The organism is Embleya sp. NBC_00896, assembly GCF_045207785.1.
Taxonomy (GTDB): Bacteria; Actinomycetota; Actinomycetes; order Streptomycetales; family Streptomycetaceae; genus Embleya.
In genome coordinates, this window is sequence record NZ_CP108777.1 from 2,859,535 (window position 1) to 2,880,373 (window position 20,839).

Annotated in this window: 21 protein-coding genes and 2 pseudogenes; 12 read left to right on the forward strand and 11 right to left on the reverse strand. The window is 69.4% G+C overall.

Annotated features, from left to right (window positions below; all coding sequences use genetic code 11):
* Positions 1-54 precede the first annotated feature (54 nt).
* The 3 genes from OG928_RS46235 to OG928_RS46245 form a co-directional block, all read right to left on the reverse strand.
* Positions 55-942, reverse strand: a complete 888-nt coding sequence (locus OG928_RS46235) for a hypothetical protein (protein WP_331768022.1) — start codon at positions 940-942, stop codon at positions 55-57.
* 54 nt (positions 943-996) lie between these two features.
* The gene (locus OG928_RS46240; RefSeq protein ID WP_331768023.1) at positions 997-2,436 is read right to left on the reverse strand and encodes an NF041680 family putative transposase; all 1,440 of its coding nucleotides are present in this window, start codon (positions 2,434-2,436) and stop codon (positions 997-999) included.
* A 145-nt stretch (positions 2,437-2,581) separates the two neighbouring features.
* Positions 2,582-3,466, reverse strand: coding sequence for an IS5 family transposase (locus OG928_RS46245; protein ID WP_331768024.1), 885 nt, complete (start codon positions 3,464-3,466; stop codon positions 2,582-2,584).
* A gap of 541 nt (positions 3,467-4,007) precedes the next feature.
* Between OG928_RS46245 and OG928_RS46250 the strand changes: the two genes are divergently transcribed.
* Together OG928_RS46250 and OG928_RS46255 are read left to right on the forward strand one after the other, a co-directional pair.
* Positions 4,008-4,451, forward strand: a complete 444-nt coding sequence (locus OG928_RS46250) for a hypothetical protein (RefSeq protein ID WP_331768025.1) — start codon at positions 4,008-4,010, stop codon at positions 4,449-4,451.
* 86 nt (positions 4,452-4,537) lie between these two features.
* Positions 4,538-4,954 (forward strand): hypothetical protein, encoded by a 417-nt coding sequence (locus OG928_RS46255; protein WP_331768026.1) that lies wholly within the window; start codon positions 4,538-4,540, stop codon positions 4,952-4,954.
* 153 nt (positions 4,955-5,107) lie between these two features.
* Here the strand turns inward: OG928_RS46255 and OG928_RS46260 are convergent, their stop codons facing one another.
* Positions 5,108-5,350 carry a hypothetical protein gene (locus OG928_RS46260; protein WP_331768027.1) on the reverse strand — a complete coding sequence of 81 codons (243 nt, stop codon included), beginning with the start codon at positions 5,348-5,350 and terminating at the stop codon, positions 5,108-5,110.
* Positions 5,351-5,684: 334 nt separating this feature from the next.
* Complete coding sequence (locus OG928_RS46265; RefSeq protein WP_406291989.1) at positions 5,685-5,939, reverse strand: hypothetical protein; 255 nt, start codon at positions 5,937-5,939, stop codon at positions 5,685-5,687.
* A 163-nt stretch (positions 5,940-6,102) separates the two neighbouring features.
* Here OG928_RS46265 and OG928_RS46270 point away from each other — a divergent pair, with 163 nt between their 5' ends.
* The 4 genes from OG928_RS46270 (at position 6,103) to OG928_RS46285 (ending at position 10,241) form a co-directional block, all read left to right on the forward strand.
* Positions 6,103-6,300 carry a hypothetical protein gene (locus OG928_RS46270; protein ID WP_331768365.1) on the forward strand — a complete coding sequence of 66 codons (198 nt, stop codon included), beginning with the start codon at positions 6,103-6,105 and terminating at the stop codon, positions 6,298-6,300.
* Between the two features lie 96 nt (positions 6,301-6,396).
* Positions 6,397-7,398, forward strand: coding sequence for an ornithine carbamoyltransferase (gene argF / locus OG928_RS46275; protein WP_331768029.1), 1,002 nt, complete (start codon positions 6,397-6,399; stop codon positions 7,396-7,398).
* Between the two features lie 130 nt (positions 7,399-7,528).
* The gene (gene arcC, locus OG928_RS46280; RefSeq protein WP_331768030.1) at positions 7,529-8,464 is read left to right on the forward strand and encodes a carbamate kinase; all 936 of its coding nucleotides are present in this window, start codon (positions 7,529-7,531) and stop codon (positions 8,462-8,464) included.
* 586 nt (positions 8,465-9,050) lie between these two features.
* Positions 9,051-10,241 carry a globin domain-containing protein gene (locus OG928_RS46285; RefSeq protein ID WP_331768031.1) on the forward strand — a complete coding sequence of 397 codons (1,191 nt, stop codon included), beginning with the start codon at positions 9,051-9,053 and terminating at the stop codon, positions 10,239-10,241.
* A gap of 291 nt (positions 10,242-10,532) precedes the next feature.
* Here the strand turns inward: OG928_RS46285 and OG928_RS46290 are convergent, their stop codons facing one another.
* The 4 genes and pseudogenes from OG928_RS46290 to OG928_RS46305 form a co-directional block, all read right to left on the reverse strand.
* Positions 10,533-10,991 (reverse strand): molecular chaperone TorD family protein, encoded by a 459-nt coding sequence (locus OG928_RS46290; protein ID WP_331768343.1) that lies wholly within the window; start codon positions 10,989-10,991, stop codon positions 10,533-10,535.
* Positions 10,992-11,057: 66 nt separating this feature from the next.
* Positions 11,058-11,269: pseudogene (locus OG928_RS46295) on the reverse strand (molybdopterin dinucleotide binding domain-containing protein); the annotation flags it as partial.
* Between the two features lie 346 nt (positions 11,270-11,615).
* Positions 11,616-14,246 carry a cation-translocating P-type ATPase gene (locus tag OG928_RS46300; RefSeq protein WP_406291991.1) on the reverse strand — a complete coding sequence of 877 codons (2,631 nt, stop codon included), beginning with the start codon at positions 14,244-14,246 and terminating at the stop codon, positions 11,616-11,618.
* A gap of 307 nt (positions 14,247-14,553) precedes the next feature.
* On the reverse strand, positions 14,554-15,207 hold the full coding sequence (locus OG928_RS46305) for a DoxX family membrane protein (protein WP_331768033.1): 654 nt from the start codon (positions 15,205-15,207) through the stop codon (positions 14,554-14,556).
* A gap of 309 nt (positions 15,208-15,516) precedes the next feature.
* On the opposite strand from OG928_RS46305, the gene OG928_RS46310 reads away from it, so the two are divergent.
* From OG928_RS46310 to OG928_RS46335, 6 genes are all read left to right on the forward strand, one after another.
* The gene (locus tag OG928_RS46310; RefSeq protein ID WP_406291993.1) at positions 15,517-15,963 is read left to right on the forward strand and encodes a universal stress protein; all 447 of its coding nucleotides are present in this window, start codon (positions 15,517-15,519) and stop codon (positions 15,961-15,963) included.
* Positions 15,945-16,040: a universal stress protein gene (locus OG928_RS46315; protein ID WP_406291994.1), complete on the forward strand. Its 96-nt coding sequence runs from the start codon at positions 15,945-15,947 to the stop codon at positions 16,038-16,040. Before OG928_RS46310 ends, OG928_RS46315 begins: the two co-directional genes overlap by 19 nt.
* 801 nt (positions 16,041-16,841) lie before the next feature.
* Positions 16,842-17,366, forward strand: coding sequence for a universal stress protein (locus tag OG928_RS46320; protein ID WP_331768344.1), 525 nt, complete (start codon positions 16,842-16,844; stop codon positions 17,364-17,366).
* Positions 17,367-17,480: 114 nt separating this feature from the next.
* Positions 17,481-17,882: a pyridoxamine 5'-phosphate oxidase family protein gene (locus tag OG928_RS46325; RefSeq protein WP_406291996.1), complete on the forward strand. Its 402-nt coding sequence runs from the start codon at positions 17,481-17,483 to the stop codon at positions 17,880-17,882.
* A 118-nt stretch (positions 17,883-18,000) separates the two neighbouring features.
* Positions 18,001-18,930, forward strand: a complete 930-nt coding sequence (locus tag OG928_RS46330) for a universal stress protein (RefSeq protein WP_331768037.1) — start codon at positions 18,001-18,003, stop codon at positions 18,928-18,930.
* Positions 18,931-19,052: 122 nt separating this feature from the next.
* Positions 19,053-19,181, forward strand: coding sequence for a hypothetical protein (locus OG928_RS46335; RefSeq protein WP_331768038.1), 129 nt, complete (start codon positions 19,053-19,055; stop codon positions 19,179-19,181).
* 217 nt (positions 19,182-19,398) lie between these two features.
* On the opposite strand, the pseudogene OG928_RS46340 reads toward OG928_RS46335, so the two are convergent.
* Positions 19,399-19,827, reverse strand: a pseudogene (locus tag OG928_RS46340) (zinc-binding dehydrogenase); the annotation flags it as partial.
* A 327-nt stretch (positions 19,828-20,154) separates the two neighbouring features.
* Positions 20,155-20,820, reverse strand: a complete 666-nt coding sequence (locus OG928_RS46345) for a response regulator transcription factor (RefSeq protein ID WP_331768040.1) — start codon at positions 20,818-20,820, stop codon at positions 20,155-20,157.
* Between the last annotated feature and the right edge of the window lie 19 nt (positions 20,821-20,839).

The window sequence follows — 20,839 nt, forward strand, 5'->3', positions numbered from 1 at the left end:
CCGACGCGTTGTGCGATCGGAAGAAGCTCGTGGGTGGTGCGGCTGAGCCCCTGGTCAGACTTGGGGTAGGGGCCGAAGCGCGCGGACGATGGTCACGGCATGCTTGCCGGCGACGATCGCTTCTCGTGAGGTGGGGATCTTTCCTCCGTGCGCGGCCTTGTTCCTGATGTCCGCCAGCTCTGTTGTGAGCCTGTTCTTGGAGACGCCCGGCTCGCCGCCCAGGCGTGTGCACAGCACGTGCAGGTTCGCCACACCGTTGACGTCCTTGATCATCTCGTCGATGAACTCGGACGCCAGGTCCTTCTTCCTGAGGTGGTCGGCGACATAGGACGCGAGGGCGACCTCGGCTGCCGTCGCCGCATCGATGACTGCCTTACGAAGATCGCCGCCGAGCTGCGCGTCCTCGGCAGACAGCAGCATCTGATGCTCAACAGGAAGGTGTTCACCTCGGGAAGCACGGCGAAGCGCCCCGCTCACCTGGGCTCGACTCAACGGCTGCTTCGGGACGAAGAGGGTCCGCATCCGTGCGGGGCTCCCAGTGATGTACCTGCCACCGTCGGGGATGTGGAGAGCCGATTCATGTGAATTGTCGAAGTCCCCGAGAGGCATTCCGGCCCAGACCGAAGCCCACTCCTGGGCCGCCTTGAACCAAGGGAAGAACGCCTTGCTCAAGTTTGTGAACTCTTCCGAGTCGTACATCTCTTCTTCGGGCCACAGCAGGACGGAGGCTGCCGCCGCCGTTACGTAGTAGACCCGCTCGGAACTGCGGTATCCCCACCGGTGTTCGAACGCCTCGACCATATGCGGGGGAAGCGGCCCGCCCGGGTAGCCCGATGGCGCCTGCAACAACCCCATGGTGTCTCCGAGCACCGGAAGCGTCATGGTTAGCGTGTGCTCGCCGATGCGCACCTGTTCGACCATGCCCAAGGCGTCTACGTCCACCGGCAGACTCCGAGGGAAGGACGCGATTCCCGAATACCTGCGACGCCTTGGTCTTTATCCTGTGCGCTCGTGGTGGGCCGTGAGGGTGCGCTCGCGTTTGATGGTTTTGCCGACGTCGTAGCGGGGTGCGGGTCGAAGGTTCCTGGAACCGGGAGGGCGTCCCGGGCCGGGTTTTCCGAGTTTCGGTGCGCCGGCCGGCTGGGCGAGGTTCGGGCGGATGTTCCTGAACCCGCGGCGGACCCGGGCCGGGGTCAGTCGCCCCGGTTCGGCGGGCTTCTCCCAGGGGCGACGCAGGTCCGCGGCGAGGGTTCGGGCGAGCCTGAGGTGGGTGTGGCAGGCGATCACGAGCCACGTCCAGCGGTCGGCTGCCTGGGGCGTGCGGATCTTCGGACGGGTCCATCCCAGGGTCTGCTTGAACAGGCGGAAGGTGTGTTCGAGATCGAATCGCCGGAGGTAGGAGCGCCAGTGGCGGTCGACGTCGCTCGCGGTGGCCCCGGTTTTCGACGACCACAGCCAGACGGGCTTGGGGTCGCGGTCACCCGGCAGGCGGTCGACGCGCAGACGGACCAATGTGCCCTCGACGACGGGGAGTTCGCCGTCGTGATCGAGCCAACTCGTGCGATGGGTCAGTCGTGGGTGCATCCTGTCCCAACCATCGGCTCTGGCAGTGCCGTAGCGGGTGGTCTCGGTGACGGTCGTGTGGGTCGGCTCCGACCAGGTGGCGGATCGGTCGAGCGCGAACGCGGGTCCGTGTTTGGGCGGGCGGCCGTTGGTGCCCGGCTGTCGGTGCGGTCTCGGGTGGAGCATCACCCGATCCGAGCGGATCCGGCCCACGACCTCGACGGGCAGATCGGCCAGGACGAACGCCAGGCGGGTGGCGTCGTAGCCCGCGTCCATGACGACGACGATGTCCGGATCGCCCTCGTTCCAGTGACCCGCCTTCGTCAACCTGCCCACCACGGACCGGAGTTGGTTCGCGGTCACCGCCGTGGCGTCGTGTGTCGGTCCCAGGCGGACGACGTCCAGGATCGCGGTCCAGGAGGTGCGTCCGGATTCCAACGCGGCGACGAACGAGTACGGCCAACCCGGGATCAGCTCGGACTTGCTTTTTGCGCGTCCGTAGACGTGGCAGAACAGGCGTTCCGCGCTGGTGGGAGCGTCCGAGCGCAGCCACGGGCTGACGTCGACGGCGAGGACGATCCGGCCGTCCGCGCATCTGGGCAGCGGCAGACCGGCCAGGACGGTCCGCAGGCGTTCCTCGTCGATCCTGCCGCTGTTCAGCGCGTCGTAGAGGGCACCGTGGCCGCGCCGGTGTTCCGGTGTGAGGGTGAGGTCGACCAGGGACGTCACGGCGCCGTCGGCGCACGAGAGCGCGTCCGTCAGTTCGAACAACGCGTCCGCGCGCGTGGTGAGGCAGTCGTGGAAGTCCGTCCTGAAGCGGGACAACACGTTCAGGGACTCGACGCGGGCGGGATCCTGCAGAAGACTCGTCACAGCGGCCGTTCCTGTTTGCTTCGTTACTCGACATTTCGAAGCTTCCAGGGCGGCCGCGCTTCTGTCCGGCGAACGCACAAACCCCGGCAGGAACGACCTTTCCGGGGATAAAGAACAAGCTCGGAAAGTGTTGGGCAACCGGGGGCTATTGGCGTTTGGTGTCCTCGTCGAGGCGTCGTGCGGCTTCGGTCTCGATGGGGCCGTTGGGTGTGATCTCCTCGCCGGCGAGGCGGGCGGCCATGAGTCGGATCATGGCGACCTTGATCATGGCCTCGGCGTGCGCCGTCTTGCGTTCGTAGTCCCTTGCCAACCTTCTGCACCGCCCCAACCAGGAGAACGTCCGCTCCACCACCCACCTGCGCGGCAGGACGTGGAAGCCCTTCAGATCCGCGTTCCGAGCAACGACCTCCAGTCTGACGCCCGCGTTCTCCTCCGCCCACCCGATCAGGCCGTCGTCGACCGAATTGACGTATCCGCCGTCCACCCACACCAGCCCCACCAGCGGAATCGCCGTCGACAGACCCGCAAGGACGAGCTTGGCCCCCGCCCGGTCCTGCACGTTCGCCCCGTGCACGACCGCCTTCAACAACAGACTGCACGTGTCCACGAGGATGTGCCGCTTGCGGCCGCGGGTGCGCTTGCCCATGTCGAAACCGATCGCCTCGCCGCCCTGATGGCTGTGCGCGGTCTGCGCGTCGAGCACGGCCGCCGACGGCTGCGGATCCCGACCGTCGGCGATCCGCGCCCGGTCCCGCAACGCGTCGTGGACCCGCTCCCACGTCCCGTCCGCGGCCCACGCCCGAAACCACCGATACGCCGCGTCCCACGGCACCAGGTCGCGCGGCATCATCCGCCACGCACACCCCGACACCAGGACGTACAGGATGCTGTCGACGACCAGCCGACGCGGGAACTTCAACGGCCGACCACCCCGCGTCGGGTCCCGAACCGGCAACAACGGCTCGATCAAAGCCCATTGCCGATCCGTCAACGACGAGTCGTAGGGCGGCTTGCAGACACACACGCACATGCCCGCGATCGTGAGCTGCCGCCGACAAACCACACCAAGGATCTACACAACAGACCGAAAACGATCAGTTGCCCAACACTTTCTCAGCCGCGTTGCGTGGATGTGGTGTTCTGACCTGGGGTGCGGCACCGATTGAGAAGGTCGGTATGTGTTGTGTGACCTGGGGTTTCGGTGTGTGGTGTCGGGTGTGGTCCATGGCGTGGGGTCGGTTGGGCTGCGGTGCTGCAGGGTGTGAGAAGGCCGGGCAACGCGTTGAGAATTCACCTCGGGCGAGAAGGACACACCGGCGATCCGGATGTGCGCGCGGAGCTGTGGAGGGCGGCAGGCCGGGACGGCACCACAGCGGGCGCCCGGTGGACGTCCTCGATCGAACCCGCACGATTCCCGCCCCGCGCGATGCCGACCCTGCTGCGCACCCGAGGGCCCGCGGTGTTCGTCGGCGGCCTCACCTTCACGGCGAACCTCGTATGGCCTTGGTCGGGATGTCACTCGTGCGGGTGGATTTCGCGTACGCCACCGCGGGCGTGGTGAGGCTTCGACCATGGCTGCCTTCGGTTCCGCCTCCGATGCTCCCGATCACGACGATCACGGCGATCACGACCCGGCCGGGAGCGCCGGGGATTCGCTGTTCCGGCGGTGGCTGGTCGGTGATCTCGACGATCCCGATACCGGGTTCGAGGACTACGACCCGGCCTGGAGGACCCAGGACACGCCGTTTCGGCGTTGGCTGGTCGACGGGCTTACTGCGGCCGGCTCCACTCTCCCCGCCGAGGCCGCCTCCTCCTTTGCACCCGCGAACCGCTACCGCGGCCTGAGCGACACGCACGCGGAGCTGCTCGCGATCCTCACCGACACCAGCGTCGACAGGGTGCGCACCGCGCACGAGGCCGACCTCGAGGACTGGGCGCGGGAACAGGAGCTGCGGGACCACCCGGATCTCGCCGTCCTCGACGCGGACCTGGACCGCATCCGAGGCCGCTCCTGACCCGGGGGCTCGCCCGGCTGCGCCGGCCCTTCCGCGAGATCGTCTTCCCCTGGACCCGCCTGGGCTACTTCGCCCTCACCACCGCCATGGGCGGACGCTCCGCCACCGGATGGCACCACGGCCTCGCCCAATTCATGAACGCCCGCGGCACCCCCACCACTCCCACCCACCGCCATGTCCGCGCCGACCGCGACCCCGATCACGAACGCGCCCTCACCCGCGACCCATGCCCCTGGGACGACAACGCCCACCTGATGTGGGCGCCGCGCCTGCAGCTGCCCGACGTCCTGTTCGACACGCACGGCGTCCACGCCCGTCTCCACGACGGCGCCCGGTCCCGGGCGACGATCTGCACGCCGCCGAACGGGCGCGCGATCGCCGCGCAGGGCGGTCCGCGTCGGCTCGTCGACGAACTCGAAATTGGTGAACGGCACGTCGACGGCACGACCGCTGCTGTACTGGACGCCGGGCAACGACGCGGAGAACAGGCTCGGAAACGATGATCGATGGGCATCGCCGAGCAGGCGCAGTTCTTGACCGCTCGCCAAGGTCGACAGTTTCACCCCGTCCCACCGGCGGCGCTCCTCGAGGGTGAAGCCGTCCCACTCCGAGGGCCCGTCGGTGTCGGCGGTCTCCGCGCGCTCGGTTGTCGAACGTCAGGCCTTCTCGCCCGTGCTCGTGTCCGGGCTGCCGGTGGCGAATTGATCCAGCAGCGCGGAGAGTTTTTCCTGCACCTCGATCACGGTTCGGGCCTTGCCCAACTCACCGCGGAGTCGCGCGATCTCACGCTCCAGGCGGGCGATCTCCCGCTCCCGCGGGTCGGCCCGCGGGAGCGCCCGGCGGGGTCGCGAGCGCCACCCGCGCGCCGTCGTCCGCTGCTGCCGCCACGCGGAGATCAACGACGAGTACAGGCCCTCCCGCCGGAGCAGGGCGCCCTTGCCCTGCTTGTCCAGGCCCTCGTACTCGGCCAGGATTCTCTCCTTGTACGCCGCACTGAAACATGCGTCACCGACCGGGGCTCCACCTGCGGATCCGGGGCACCACGGTCTCTGCTACCGGCTCGGAACGGGGATACCGGTGGCGGAAGGGCCGAAGGTCCCATACCGAGCGAGGGCTTCCTCCCCGTCGATGGGGGACGTGCGGCCGATGTCCAACAGCCCGACCGGGGTGGAGAATTCAACCGCAGCGTGGTTTCCGGCCGTGCTGCCATCGACATCGAGGGGGAGCGATGAATCAGGCACCCGCGCCCGTCGGCGCGATGGCATCGCACACGTCCGCATCGCCGGCCGACGGCGACGAACCTTTACGGGACTCGGGCTCTCCCAAGCCTCGACGCTTGTCGTCGGCGGAGTCGTCGGCACCAGGATCGTCCCGCTGCCGGCCACCTTGGCCAAGTCCGGGAAGATCGGCATCCTGGCCTTCAGCCTGGTAAGCGTCGGTGTCCTCGCGGTGCTGCTTCTCGGCATCCCCCGTGTACATCCGGGTCACGGCCGAACACGGCGAGTACGGCCCCGGAAAGAACGAGGTCCTCCGCGACGAGGCGCCGACACGCCCGACGTCACCGTCGACCCGCGCTCGTGAACGACCCGGCCGACACGGAGCCGACACCCCCGTTTGTGAGCACTCGCTTCACCATCGAAAGGACCGTTCCATGGGCTTCCACGCCGATTCGGAGACCGGTCGGCTCAAGCAGGTGATCCTGCACCACCCCGACCTCGAACGCCCGACGACGACGAACAAGGACGACCTTCGCTTTCCTGTAGGTCAAGAGAGCCCACGAGGAATACGACGTGTTCGCCGACCCGAGGAAGCGAACCGCGCCGAGGCCGAGGCGCACCGCGCTGCGTGAGTCGCCCCATCGAACGTGAAGCCGTTTCCACCTCCCGCCGGCACGGCGACTCACCGGCCGCACACCACCCGACGAAATTTCAGGAGACGACGGACCATGGCCTTCAATCTGCGTCATCGCAATTTCCTCAAGGAACTCGACTTCACTCCGGAGGAGTTCCGGTTTCTTCTCGATCTCGCGGGCGAACTGAAGGCAGCCAAGTACTCGGGCGTCGAGCAAAAGCGGCTGGCCGGCAAGAACATCGCGTTGATCTTCGAGAAGACCTCGACGCGCACGCGCTGTTCGTTCGAGGTCGCCGCCTACGACCAGGGGGCCGGCGTCACATACCTGGACCCGTCCGGTTCGCAGATCGGCCACAAGGAGTCGATGAAGGACACCGCGCGGGTGCTGGGGCGGTTGTACGACGGAATCCAATATCGGGGACACAGCCAGGCCGATGTCGAAGTCCTCGGTCGGTACGCCGGTGTGCCGGTGTGGAACGGGCTGACCGACGCGTGGCACCCCACCCAGATGCTCGCGGACATGCTGACCATGCGCGAGCACGGCGACAAGCCGTTGCACCGGCTCTCGTTCGCCTACCTCGGCGACGCCCGCAACAACATGGGCAACTCGCTGTTGGTCACGGGGGCGATGCTGGGCATGGACGTGCGCATGGTGGCCCCCAAGGCACTGTGGAACGACGACGCGATCGTCGCGCGCGCGAAGGAGGTCGCGGCCCGCACCGGCGCCACCGTCACCCACACGGAGGACATCACCCAGGGTGTCGCGGGCGTCGACTTCCTCTATACCGACGTGTGGGTCTCCATGGGCGAACCCAAGGAGATCTGGGACACCCGTATTGCCCAACTCAAGCCCTACCAGGTCAACGCGGATGTCGTGAAGGCCACGGCCAACCCTGCCGTCAAGTTCCTGCACTGCCTCCCGGCCTTCCATAATCGCGCCACCAAGGTCGGCGAGGAGATCTTTCGAAAGACCGGACTCGACGCCCTGGAGGTCACCGAGGAGGTCTTCGAATCGGAGATCTCGATCGTCTTCGACCAAGCGGAGAACCGACTGCACACCATCAAAGCGGTCCTGGTCGCCACCCTCGGCGACTGACCACACCAGACCCCGCACCGCAACACGCGCCTCGGGCACCTCCGACCGACCTCCGACCTCCGACTTCCGATCAACCGGGACCCGGTGCCGTGCGCCCGAACCGACCGGCTCGAACGAGAGGAACACCGACATGCGCATCGTCGTCGCCCTCGGCGGAAACGCGATGCTTCGACGCGGGGAAAAGCCCGACGCCGACATCCAGCTCGACAACATCCACAAGGCCGTCAAATCACTCGCCCCGCTCGCGCGCGAACACGAACTCGTGGTCACCCACGGCAACGGACCTCAGGTCGGCGTACTCGCCCTGCAATCCGCCGCCGACCAGAGCATCAGCCGCCCCTACCCCTTCGACGTCCTGGGCGCGATGACCCAGGGCATGATCGGCTACTGGCTCCTCCAGTCGCTGCAAAACGCCCTCCCCGGCCGCCAGGTCTGCTCCCTCATCAACCAAACCCTGGTCTCGGCCGCCGACCCCGCCTTCGACGACCCCACGAAATTCGTCGGCCCCGTCTACACCGAGGACGAGGCCAAACGCCTGGTCGCCGAACGCGGTTGGACGGTCAAACCCGACGGCGCCCACTGGCGCCGCGTAGTCCCATCGCCCAAACCCGCCCGGGTCGTCGAGACCCGACTGATCCGCCAACTGCTGAACTCCGGCGCCGTCGCCGTGTGCGCCGGCGGCGGCGGTGTACCCGTCGTCCGCAACGAACTGGGCCAACTCACCGGCGTCGAGGCCGTCGTCGACAAGGACCTCACCGCCGCACTCCTCGCCGAGGCACTCGACGCCGACGCCCTCCTGCTGCTCACCGACGTCTCCCGTGTCATGCGCGGCTTCGGCACCCCCGAAGCGCGCGAGATCGCCAACGCCACCCCCACCCAACTACGCGCCGAGGACTTCCCGGCCGGTTCCATGGGCCCCAAGGTCGACGCCGCCTGCCGATTCGTCGAGACGACCGGTGACATGGCCGCCATCGGCGCACTCGACCAGGCCGAAGAGATCCTGCGCGGCAACGCCGGGACCATCGTCACTCCCAGCGGCAACTACCCCGAGAACAGCCTGCTCTGACGCACCCTCGCCCCGACACCACCATGCGCGCAGACGCCCGCCCCCATGCCCGCGGCGACCACGTTCCCGGCGCGCACAACCTGATCGAGAGCACGCGACACCTGACACGGCGCGGCGCACGGGTGCGTCGTCTGCCGGCCGCCCGGCCGGCCCCTTCCGGAAAGCGGCGCCGACTGCGGCCGTCTCGGGCCGCTGCGGAGCCTGGCGCAGCGCGGTACTCATCGGCATCCCCACGGTGCTGGTGGGCTACGCGTCGCCGCGGTCGCCGGTCGGTGCTGCGGCTCTCCCTCCGGACCGGACGTCGCCTGCGTGCCAGTGCCTTCCAAGCACGTGCGGTACCCAGGGCCGAACGGCCCTGTTGGATTCATGGGTGGGAAATGATCCTTGACGCATGTCGCGTGACGAGCGCGGACCGCGGGGTTCGCTGACCGGTTGCCGACCTGGTGGCACGACCGAGCGCTCCGATGCCGATCGAACTCGGCGTGCGCGAACAGACCTGACCCGCCGTTCCGTAGCCCGCCTCGCTCGCCGAGGCGGTGATTGCGCGCGACTGAATGCGAAGATCATCACCAATTTGGAGGAAATCGTGCTGTCCGAGCAATCCACTCCGGTCATCCGTGCCACGTTGCCCGTCGTCGGCTCGGCCCTCGGGGACATTTCCGAACGATTCTACGTCGGCATGTTCGACGACCATCCCGAACTGCTGCGAGACCTGTTCAACCGGGGCAACCAGGCCAACGGAGAACAGCGGCAGGCGCTGGCCGGATCCATCGCGGCGTTCGCCACCATGCTCGTGGAGCGGCCCGACGTCCGGCCGGACGCGATGCTCGCACGGATTGCCAACAAGCACGCCGCTCTGGGCATCACGTCCGGGCAGTACAAGATCGTCCACCACCACCTCTTCGCCGCGATAGTGGACGTGCTCGGCAGTACCGTCACCCCCGACGTCGCCGCAGCTTGGGACGAGGTCTACTGGCTCATGGCCAACGCCCTCATCGCCGCCGAGGAACGCCTCTATCAGGAACACCGGCTTGCCGAGGGGCAGGTCTGGCGACCGATGGAGATCACCGGGCGACGCGAGGAGACCCCCGACGCGGTCTCCTTCATGCTGCAGCCCGCCAATGGCGACTCCGCGGGCTCCTTCAGGCCTGGTCAGTACGTCAGCGTCCAGGTCGAACTTCCGGACGGCGCACGGCAGATCCGCCAGTACAGCCTCTCGGCCGCACCCGGCACCGCGCACTGGCGCATCACCGTCAAGCGAGTCCACGGCGGGGCGAGCCCGGATGGCGAGGTCTCCTCCTGGCTGCACCGGAACGCCGGGGTGGGTGACGTCCTGGCCGTTTCGGCGCCTTTCGGCGACCTCGTCCTGCCCGACGGCGACAGTCCCTTGCTTCTCGCCTCCGCCGGAATCGGCGCCACCCCGATGCTGGCCATGCTCGACCACTTGGCGGCCACCGGTGCGACGCGCCCGGTGGTCGTCGTCCACGCCGATCGCAGCCCTGCCGACCACGCCCACCGCGACGAACAGCGGCGTCTCGTCCAGGCGTTGCCGCACGCCGGCCTCCACCTGTGGTACGAGGAGCCCGGCGACGAGGAAGCCTCCGTCGGCCAGGCCGACGTCGGCGCACTCGAACTCCCGAGTGGTTTGACCGCGTTCCTCTGCGGCCCGCTGCCCTTCATGCGGACGGTACGCGGCGACCTGCTGCGTCGCGGTGTGCCTGCGGAGGCGATCCACTACGAGGTCTTCGGACCGGACCTCTGGCTCGGACAGGACTGACCCCGCCGACCGGCGGGCCCGTCGTCCCCATGGTCGCGCAACCGCCCATTCGGGGCCGGCGGCCTGAGGTGGTAGGCGAACGTCGGTGTCCGAGGGCGCGGTTCTTCCGAATCGGCACCCTCGGACATCCGGCCGACCGTTGCCTGACCGTTGCTCCACGGGACCCTGCCGGACGCCGCGGCGGTGGGGCCGGACTACGAAAACCCACCGTCAAGCCGACGCCCGCGGGCGCGCTCGACACCGGTCCGAACCACACGATCGCCACGAACTGCCTGCCACGAACGCACGAGGTCACGGCGTCTCGGGCAGCGCGGCGCGGGTCTTGCCGAGCGTGTTCGGAGCGGGGGCAGGGTTGCCGACACCGATTCCAGGACGTCCGCCCTGGGAGCGGACGCGTCGCGCAGGGCCAGGCGCAGCAACTCCAGCCCGGCCCGGTGCTCCAGCAACAGCTTGCGGCCGGCTACGGGTTCGGCTGCGGCGAACTCCAGAACGACGGCCAAGTGGTCGGGGGAGTTCGTCGTCGGACAGGCGCAGGCCGGCGGCGGCGTGGGTCTGCTTCATGCTCAGGAGCGCGACTCCACGTTTGTGCGTGTCTCCGTGGGCGTAGTAGGTCAGGAACGGGCAGCAGCGCCTGCGGTTGTCGAAGACGGCGACGTATTCGGCGGCCAGATCGTCGACATCGGTGGCCTCGGCGTGGTCGAGGAACCGATACAGCGGGGCTGCTACCGGCCCGGGCAGGGCCGCCGTCACCTCGCGGGCCAGGTGGGCGTTCTCGCGAAGATGCTCGTCGGGGTAGGCCGGCAGCAGCGACTGGAGCCGGCCGTTGGTCTCGGTGCGGGGGACGTCGATGAGCCGGTCCTGTGCGTGGTGCATGTAGACGGTGCCCTCCGGCATGCGGTGGGAGACGACCGCGCGGGCGACGACGACGCCGTTGCGGTCGACCGCCTCGATCCAGTCGTTGCCGAGACGCCGATCTTCGCCGCGTCCTGGTTGCTCATCCACACCGTCGGCCCGCCGCGGGAGAGGGAGGCGTTCGCCTACGGCGGCGTCGCTTCGTCGGCGTCCGCCGGCGCCCCAGGAACCGAACCGAACCGGGGCGCGATCCGCTCGTTGACCCACTCGTGAGCTGCTGTCATCATCCGATCCGAGCCCGCGTCCCACGAGACGATCAACGAACGCCGGTGTTCGACACGCTGGTGCGCGAGTTGATCGCGGCCGGACGCGAGCTGCCCCGTACCCGCCCGCCCGGGGCCGGTGGCCCGACCCCGACGCCCGGCCCCCGCACGGGCCGTCCGTGAAGACGCCCGACGACGAACCGAGGAACCCTGGTGGGCTGCGGTCGTGGTCTCGCGAGGCCGCTGCCTCGCGGTCGATTCACGCCTCGTCGTCCTTCCCATGGCGCGGGACCGTGTTCATCCGGCGGAAAGCGCGGGCGGCGACGAAGCCGATGACGGCGCCCGCGAGAGCGATCGCGAGGTCACCGGCCGGCAGGGCTCGTGTGTCGAGGAGTTCGCGCAGTGCGGGTACGTACACACCGGCCAGGCCGAGCACCGCGGAGGCGGCGACCGCGGCGGGCAGAAACAGGTTGGCGTGGCCGAAGGGACGCGTGCGCAGGCCCATGACGACGCCGAGTTGGGCGGCGAGCAGGGTCAGGAAGAGCAACGTCTGCCATTCGTGGCCGTTGTGTTCGGCCCATGCGCCCGCGGCCAGGGTGACGGTGGTTACGACGGCGCCCAGGCCCAGGACACGCTGCCACAGTCCGTCGCCGAGAATGCTCTGCTCCGGAGGTCGTGGCGGGCGGCGCATGGTGTCGGCTTCGGCGGGTTCGGCGCCCATGGCCACACCGGTGAGACCGTGGGTGAGCAGGTTGATCCACAGGATTTGGGCGGCGACCAGCGGGATCGGCATGCCGAGGGCTGGGCCGACGAGCATGACGGCGATCTCGGCCACCCCGCCGGAGAGCGCGTACGCGAGGAAGCGGCGGATGTTGTCGTAGACCCGGCGGCCTTCCTCCACGGCGGCCACCACGGTGGAGATCTCGTCGTCGGCGAGGACCAGGTCCGCGGCTTGGCGGGCTACTTCGGTGCCGCGTTTGCCCATGGCCACGCCGATGTCGGCGTGGCGCAAGGCCGGCCCGTCATTGACGCCGTCGCCGTTCATCGCGGTCACGGCGCCACGGGAGCGCCACGCTCGGATGATCGTGAGTTTTTGCTCGGGGGTGGTTCGTGCGAACACTCGCGTGGCGGTGATGTCTTCGGGTTCCTCGTTGAGGTCGGCGCCGGTGAGGACCGTGTCGTCACGGTCGTCGAGGATTCCCAGTCGCACGGCGATCGCGCGGGCGGTCGCCGGGTGGTCGCCGGTGATCATGACGGGTGTGATGCCGGCGGCTCGGCACGCGGTGACCGTGTCGCGGGCGGCAGTTTTGGGCGGGTCGTCGATCGCGATCAGCCCGAGCAGGGTCAGGCCCGCCTCGGCCTCCTCGCCTCGCGTCGGCGCCTCGTCCAAGTCGCCGGCCGCGAGGGCCAGGACCCGGTAGCCCTCGGCGGCCAGGGTGTCCGCCGCGTGCCGTGCGGTCCTGAGCGCGTGCGGGTCGGCCGTGACGAACCTTGCGTCGAGTACGACTTCGGGCGCGCCCTTGAGTATCACGTGAACTCGCCCGTTGGGCGCGCGATGGATCGTGGTCATCCGTTTGCGTTCGCTGTCGAACGGCACTTCGCCCACGCGCGGGTTCGCCGCGCGCAGCTCGTCCCGGTCCAGGGCGACTTTGCCGGCGGCGGCGAGCAGGGCCACCTCGGTCGGGTCGCCCAGGGCCCGCCAGGACGCGTCGTCGTCGTCGGGCGCCACGAGCGTGGCGTCGTTGCAGAGCATGCCGGCGGTCAGCAACGCCCGGATGTGCGGCACCGCGTCCGCTGTGACGGGCCGGCTGTTCACGAGGAGTCGACCGACGGGGGCGTATCCGGTGCCGGTGAGTTCGGCGGTGCCATCGGGAGTCCAGAGCCGTTCGGCGACCATGCGGCCCTCGGTGAGGGTGCCGGTCTTGTCGGTGGCCAGCATCGTGACCGAGCCCAACGTCTCGACGGCCGGGAGGTGGCGCACGATCGCGTGCCGTGCGGCCATCCGGCGGGCGCCGAGCGCGAGCGCGAGGGTGACCACGGCGGGGAGCGACTCGGGTACGGCCGCGACCGCGAGGCTGATCGCCGTGATCGCCATGGCTTCGGCGGGTTCGCCACGCCACAGGCCGAGCAGGAACACAACGATACAAAGCGCGATGACCGCCACCGCGAGGACTCGTCCGAGTTGGGTCAGTCGGCGTTGCAGTGGGGTGGGACCGGACCGTTCGTGCATGAGTTCCGCGATGCGCCCCAGGGCGCTGTGCGCCCCGGTCGCCACCACTTCGGCCACCGCCCGTCCACGCAACACCACGGTTCCGGCGCTGAGCGTGTGCTCCGGCAGGACCTCCCCGGCCGGATCGATCGCGCTCTTGTCGACCGGGACCGATTCGCCGGTCAGCGCCGACTCGTCCACCAGGAGTGCCGATGCCTCGGACAGCATGACGTCGGCCGGGACGACGTCTCCCTCGGCCAAGAGCACGACGTCCATGGGGACCAAGTCCACGGAGGGGAGTTCGCGTTCCACACCGTCTCGCAGGACGCGGACTCGGGGAGCCGTCAGATCCGCGAGGGCGGTCACCGCACGATCGGCGCGCATCTCCTGCACCACGCCCACGACGGTGTTCACCACCACCACGAGACAGATGATCACGGTGTCGGCGGTGTCACCGGTCGCCCCGGTCAACGCTGCGGCAGCGAGCAGGACCAGCACGAGGGGGTCACGCAACTGTGCCGCGATCCGGGCCCATACCGGGGTCGGTGCGGCCCGCGACACCGCGTTGGGGCCGTGCAGACCCAACTGCACCGCGGCCTGACGGCTGGTCAGTCCGACCGTGAACGCCCCAGGCCCCGCCGGGTGAGGCGGCGAAGGAGACACGGGTGAAACGTCGCGCATGGTGATCCGCCGTTCGGAAAGGAGACGCGGTCGTGGTCGTAGGGGCGCGGCTACCCGGCGGGGCGCCGCGAAGACTCCTGGCCCGCCTCGCCTTTCGCGAAACGGCGGGCCATCGGTCGTTGTCGAGCCGGACGCCGACGACAACGCCGGGAACGTCGCGGTGTCCGCGCGGGGTCCCGGCGAGAATCCGAATCGAGTCGTCTGCGCATCGAGCGGTGAGAGAAGCAGTGATCGGCCGCCGAAGTGCCCTCCCGAGCGAGGAGGATCGTGCCGTTGTCGAAGCCCGTCCCGTGGCCGATTCCGGTGCTCAGAGCAGCCAAGGGTTGCGCCGGACCGTGGGCAGGGCGGCCCAGCGGGCACCCAGGCCCAGCCGACTTCCGACCGCTGCTGTGGCCAGTACGACGATCGCGGCGGCGTAGACGAGGTGGTAGTCGGCGAAGGGATTGGTGGACATGCTGGGCGCGCCGCTGTCGAGGTGCTTGGCGGGGGGCCACTCGGCGATCCACATCAGGCCCATCATGGCGGTGCCGGCAGCGGCGGCGAGGCGAAGTCCGATGCCGAGGATCAGCGCGGTTCCGATGCCGAACAGTCCGAGCATGAACAGCCAGTCGGCCCATCCCGCACCCGCCCAGCCGCGCAGGGTGGAGGCCATGGGGCCGACGTTCACGTGCGACAGGAACCCTTCGGTGGGGGAGCCGCCGTCGGCCCAGCCCTTGCCGCTGTGGGTGGCGTATCCCAGGCCGAAGGTCTTGTCGAGGAAGGCCCACAGGAAGACGACACCCAGCAGGACGCGTAGACCCGCCGTCGCAGCCTCGGCGGGGCGCACCGAAGCGGACGTGCTCCACCGCGTGTCGGCCGCCGCCGGGAGAGCGGCGGGAGTCGTGACGTCCGACTGCGGGGCGGTCCTACGGTTGGGCAGATGGAAGCGCGTGATCAGCCGGTGTCCGTGCGACGAGCTCATGTCGTATCCCCTTTTCCGGTACGCCGGGTGCCGACCCGACGGCCGCCCCCCGAGTGGATGGGCCGTGTGCTCACCGTCTCTCCAACGGGAAACCGTTCACAGGGCCGAGTGGCCACGCTCGAGAGGGCCCCCTGGCGCACGACGCGCGGGACGTTCCGCCAGGTACCCACGACGGCACCACACCGCGACCCGCAAAGCACCGTGAGGCGGCGCCGACCCGCATCCTCGCCGCAGACGCGCTTGGACAGCGCGCCGAACCCGACGGCGAGCCGGTGCGCCGATGCTCGTCGCGGTCTGCCGCTTCGCCTGGTGCACGCGCTGGACTGGCCGGTGGGTGCCGACCACGACCCGGACACGACCAAGCCGTGGCGGACGTGGAGCGGTATCTTCCACAGCGCCGGGCAGACGGCGCTCGATCGTGCCCGGATGTCGGTCGAGGGTCGGCACCCGGATCTGGAACTGTCCGAGACCCTGGTCGACGGTACGCCCGCGAAGGTTGTGTGCGACCAGGCGCGGGGGGCGGCCCTGGTGGTGCTCGGGTCGCGCCGGCTGTCCTCGATCGGCGAATTGATGACCAGTGGAAGCATCGCCGTGCCGGTGGCCGCGCACGCCGCGTGCCCCGTGGTGATCGTGCGGAACCCCGAGCACGCCACCGCCGACCCGCCGACGATCGTCGTGGGCGTGGACGGATCCTGTGTCTGGTCGTCGGCAGCCGCGGCCTCGACGGCTTCAAGGGGATGCTGTTGGGTTCCGTGAGCCATGGGCTGATCCACCACGCCCACTGCCCCGTGGTCGTGGTCCCACGCGAACACGACGAGCACGCCCATCACTGATCGGTTCTCGGTGCGTCCCACGTCGCCCGTCGGCTATGGCCGATCGGCGGCACGCACGCGACGAGAGGTGGCGTTCACGTGCCGACGCTCCCGGGGACGCCGGACCGTCGTCGGTGGGGGCGCCGGCGATCGTCCGACGAATCCGCGCCGTCTCCTCCCCACCTCGGGAGCCGGTCGCGGCCCGAACGGCTTTGTCGAGGTGGCCCCGTGCGCCGCGTCAGGATGGTGACTCGGATGGTCCTGCGTTGTTGACAGCTGCCACGGCAGCTCCGACCGCCTGGCCGGCTTCGTGGGCGTCGCCCCGGTCCCCGGGACTCCGGCAGCATCAGCGGCAACCTGCACTGCCTCCGGCGCTGTCACTGCGGCCTGCAATGCACGCACTCATCAGCATCCGCGACTGCGACGGTGTGTTCATCGGGTGCGAGAGCCGTGCGGTCCGTACAGGTCGAGCAGTTTGATGCGGCTTGTCTGGAGTCGCTCGGCGATCACGCGGGCGTAGACCAGAACGCCGCACGGACCTTGGCCGTGGCGTGTACGACCATGGCGTGCGCGCCCCGGCGAACCTCGTCAGGGCGCCGTGCCGGCCGCGTCGGCCCAGGGAACCCGGGGGCAGGGCCGTCGTGATGTACAGCGCCACTTCGGCTTCGGCGGCGGCGTTCGCGCCCCAGAGGAGCGCGCGTTCGCCGCCTTCCGAGCCGTCGTAGCCGACCAGGACGCCCAGGGGGGGAAGGTGGGAGGTGGAGGTCATTTTCGGGTCCAATCGTCGGTGTCGATTGCCTCGGCGAGGCCCGGTGTGGATCCATCGGGACGTCGTCGTGCCGTCCGGGTCCGGCGAAGCGGAACCATGGCGGTGTTCATGCCCGGAGCCGAGCCTGTCGTTCGTATGCGTCTCGGGCATCGCCCGCTTCTGCGTTCCCCGAGGGCGTTCGACTCCGAGGTCACAGCGCGTCCGCGCTCGCCGTGCGATGGGCCGCTCGTGCGGCCGCCGAACTCGGCTTGGTCCTGGACGTCGTCGCGGTCTGGGCGGACCTCGACACCACACGCCCCACGCTCGACCATCCCGACTCTCCGCCGGCGGTGGCCCGGGAACGCCTGGAGCACGCCCTGGCCGACCTCGTCCGCACACCGAATCCCCCGGAACGCGTCATGGCCGCTCCGGTGCACGGCAGCCCCGGCGAGGTACTGGTCGCCCGCGCCCGAGACGCCCGGTTGCTCGTCCTGGGTACCAGCGGCATCGACTCCGCCGCGATCCCCGGCCCGACCGGCGTGTACTGCCTGTGCCACAGCACCACACCGGTCGTGTTCGTCCCATCCGCCGATGCTTGACGCCCGGCGTCGGCCGGTCCTCGCGACGATGTCGACGCCGGCTTCCCGTAGGGCCGATCGGCCCTGGTGAGGGTCTCGGAAAGACCAGAGGCTGAGGACATGCTCGAAAGTCCCATGACACACACCCCTGTCGATCGCCGGGAGGCACTCGCGCTGATGGCCCAAGTGCCGGTCGGGCGAGTGGTGGTGACCGAAGGCGCGCTCCCCGCGGTGCATCCCGTCCTGTTCGCCCTCGACGGCGACCGTGTGGTGTTTCGGGCCTATACGGGTTCCGTGTTGGCCCGGGCGGCACACGACTCCGTCGTCGCGTTCCAAGCGGATTGTATCGACGTCACCGAGCGCACCGGCTGGACCACCACGATCACCGGACGATCCACTCGGGTCGCCGATCCGGTGGAAGTCGAGCGACTGGACCGGCTGTTGCCACTGGGACCGAACGAGGACGAATACTCCTGGTTTTGCATCACATCGGAGTTCGTGACCGGCCGACGAACTCGACGCTCGGGACCGGAATGAACGACCTGGACCGCCGGCGGGGTCCCAACCCCTCGGCGCGTCCGCCGAACAAATAACGTCAACCCTCATCGTCGCCTGTGCTTCGGCGCAGGTCGACGACTGTGCATACGGAGTCACCGTGAACAAGTCGGACGACGCCGCGACGATCAGCCACACGCCGAACAACGGCATCAAGCCCACCGGACACGTCCTCGTCGGTGTCGACGGTTCCGCCGCCGCGGATCTCGCCGTCGACCTCGCCGCCGACGAGGCCCTGCGACGGCACACGGTCCTGGAGGTGCTGCACGCCCTGGAATGGGTGGAACTCGGCGGCGCCGCCGACCGGTTCGGGCAACAACTCCGCGAGAACGCGCGGGCCGTCGCGGACAACGCGGCCGCGCGCGCCCGGCTTCGACACCCGGAGCTGGAGGTCGTCGCCACGGTCGAGATCGCCAACGCGATCGACATCCTCGAAACCGTGAGCGATCGCGCGGCGCTGCTCGTCGTGGGCAGCCGCGGCCTCGGCGGTTTCGCCGGCCTGCTCATGGGCTCGGTGAGCCTGCCCGTCGCGGCAGCCGTACGCTGCCCACTGCTTGTCGTACACCCCCGACACCGGGCGGACGAGGAGACATCGGCACGGACCTCGATCGTCGTCGGCGTCCCCGACACCGAATGCTCTCCCGCCCTGGAGGCCGCCTTCGCCCAGGCACACGCACGATCCCTCCCGCTGCGCGCACTCCACACGTGGTCGTACCCGGCGGTCGCCGCCTTCGGCGCGCCCTTCACCGCGGCGCCCTGGCTGATCGAGGACACCGAGGCCGTCGCGAAGGCGACGCTCGCCGCCGCAGTCGCCCCCCTTCGCGAGAAGTACCTCGACGTCCACGTCACGGAAGAGGTCGTCCTCGACTCCGCCGCACACGCTCTGACGGCCGCGAGCGCCGATGCCGAACTGGTCGTACTCGCCGCGTACCGCAACACCGGCCGCTTCGGCCCCAACCTGGGCCGCGTCACCCACACCGTCCTGCACCACTCGAAGGCCCCCGTCCTCCTGGTCCCCGTCCATGCGTGACGATCTTCGCGACCAGGCGTGTCGTTACTCCGCCCGGGCCGCCGACCGGAACGAACGGCTTTCGGTCGGCGTCGTGGGGATTCGGACGGGCCGCCAGGGCCGACCCGGCCACGAGTGGCGGCTTGGCGAGTCTGTCCGTCCGAGACCTCGATCCGTTGCGCGTGGACGTGCCCGCGCCCGGCGCGGTTCGTTGCCTCGTGCCGCGCTGCCTCGTCCACGGCCTGAAGCAGGGCTTCGGCCGCTTGGAGTGAGCCGTCGGGTGCCGCGATGACCAGCGGTGGGCGGTTCATGCGGCCCTCCGTTTGAACACGGTCTCCCGGTTGCCGGTGGCCCGCCGAGAGTGTCGAAGAACGTCGACCTGCGGACGCCGGCTCCTCGCATGGACCGGTGGCCGCGGCGCTCCCACACGTCAGCGGCGGAAGAGCGCGACCTTGAGCGCGCCGTGTCCCCGGTACGGGCGAACGTGCCTTACGTGGTGAGCATTTCCTCGAGTCCGAACCGGTGGGTGATCATGCCGTCGACGTTCAGGCGGCGTTCGGTGAGCAGGTCCAGGAGCAGTGGTGTGCTGGTGGTGTCGACCAGGCCGGTGGTAATCGTGAGGTTGCGGATCCACAGGTCTTCGAGGTGCAGGGTGGCCGGTTTGCCGTGGACGCCGACGTTGGCGACGTGTCCGCCGGGGCGGACCAGGCGGGTGCACAGTTCGAAGGACTCGGGGATTCCGACGGCTTCGATGGCCACGTACGCGGCCTGTCCGTCCGTCGTGAGCGAGCCGGGAGGGTTCGAACAGGCGGGCTGTGGTGATCGCGGCGAACCGATCGGGCGCGCTCCCACCACGACCACCGTGTCGCCCGGTTGCACGCGTCCGTTGCGCACGCCGACCTCGTAGGAGGTGGGCAGGCGGCGCCGTGGTACCTGCCGGGGGTAAACGGGGCCAGGCCGGCCGCCCGGCGCAGCGATCGACGTACTCCGACGGGCGCCGTCGGTAACCTCGCCCCGTTGCGCGGCGCAGCATGGTCGACGTCTTGTGGAACCGTCCCTTCCCCGGTCTGGCAGCCCGCAGGAAGCGTCTCTGGGAGGACCGGTCGATGACACCGTGTTCCATGCGACAGGTCTACCGGGGCGGCTTGGGGCGTGCTCGATCCAGGTCGCTCACTTGGGTTGATCGAGTGAGCCCTCGCGGGACATGTCGCCGGCGTCCGGGGGAGGTCGTCGTGCGCCGGTCCGTCAGGATCGAGGCGGTCGGTCCGCGGTGTGGTGGAGTTCCGTGGCGTACACCGCGGCTTGGACGCGGCGCTCGAGTCCGAGTTTGGCGAGCACGGCCGACACGTAGTTTTTGATGGTCTTCTCCGCCAGGCCCAGCGCCTTCGCGATCTCCCGGTTGGTCTCGCCGCGCGCGATGTGTTCCAGGACTTCCCTCTCGCGCTCGCTCAGTCCGGTCGGGCCCGGCTCGGCCGCAGGACCGTTGCGGACCCGGTCCAGGACCCGCGCGGTGACCGACGGGTCCAACAGGGACTGTCCCCGGGCGACGGTGCGCACGGCCTCGATCAGGTCGCGCCCCCGAACCTGCTTGAGGACGTAACCCGCCGCGCCGGCCATGATCGCCGCGAACAGCGCTTCCTCGTCGTCGAACGAGGTCAGAATGAGGGCGTTGATCTCGGGAAAGCGCGATCGCACCTCGCGGCACACGTCGATGCCGCTGCCGTCGGGGAGGCGGCCGTCGAGGATCGCCACGTCCGGGCGCAGCGCGGGAATACGCCGGATCGCCTCGGCGGCCGAATCCGACTCGCCCACGATCTCGATGTCGGGTTCGCCGCCGAGCAGGTCCGCGAGCCCTCTGCGCACCACTTCGTGGTCGTCGAGCAGGAAGACTCGGATAGGGGACGTCGGCATGCCGCTCCTTCGGGGAATC